We start from the raw sequence: 572 nt of genomic DNA on the forward strand, positions 1-572 counted from the left end.
TTATCGATGCTTTTAGTTTTTGCATGATCCACAGGATTAAATGACTTGGTCACGAGCGTATTGTTGGCAGACATCATCGCTTTAAAGTCGCCAGGGAAACGCTCAGACAGATTGCGTCCCCACAGCATCCAGCCGTTCGAAGGACGATCTCCTTCGCTGTTGCGAACTGGCGCTAAGCTCAACCCCCAAATGTTGTCATTGATCTTAAATATGCCCGCCAAACTTTCGCGGTGAACATCAAGCTTACTGTTCATTGCCAAAATATGTTGTTGGAGGAGTGGCACGGACACGACTTTATTGTTTAGTGAGGATGAAGACTCTGGTGTGTTTTCACGACTCAATGACACTAAGGATTGACCATCCAGTGTGATAAACGACATCAAATCGAGGTTCAGCGCATCAAGGGTTTCGACATATAAGTTGCGTTCGCTGTAACCTGCGATGTCACGGTGTGCGAAAAGGTCATAGGTCTCATCCCAGTAAGCCCAATCGTAGGAACTTCCTTCTTGCTGAGTCACCATCATGTCAATTACGGCTATAGCTTGCTGACTTGAGTGGTCAATTTCCATGTT

General features: G+C 46.2%; 1 protein-coding gene. It reads right to left on the minus strand.

Translation table 11 applies throughout. From position 1 onward, the window contains the following. Positions 1-572: CHASE4 domain-containing protein (locus tag R7040_RS28630; protein ID WP_318097912.1), on the minus strand; the 572-nt coding region annotated here is incomplete at both ends.

The sequence above is a fragment of the Vibrio sp. 1069 genome (genome assembly GCF_033340555.1).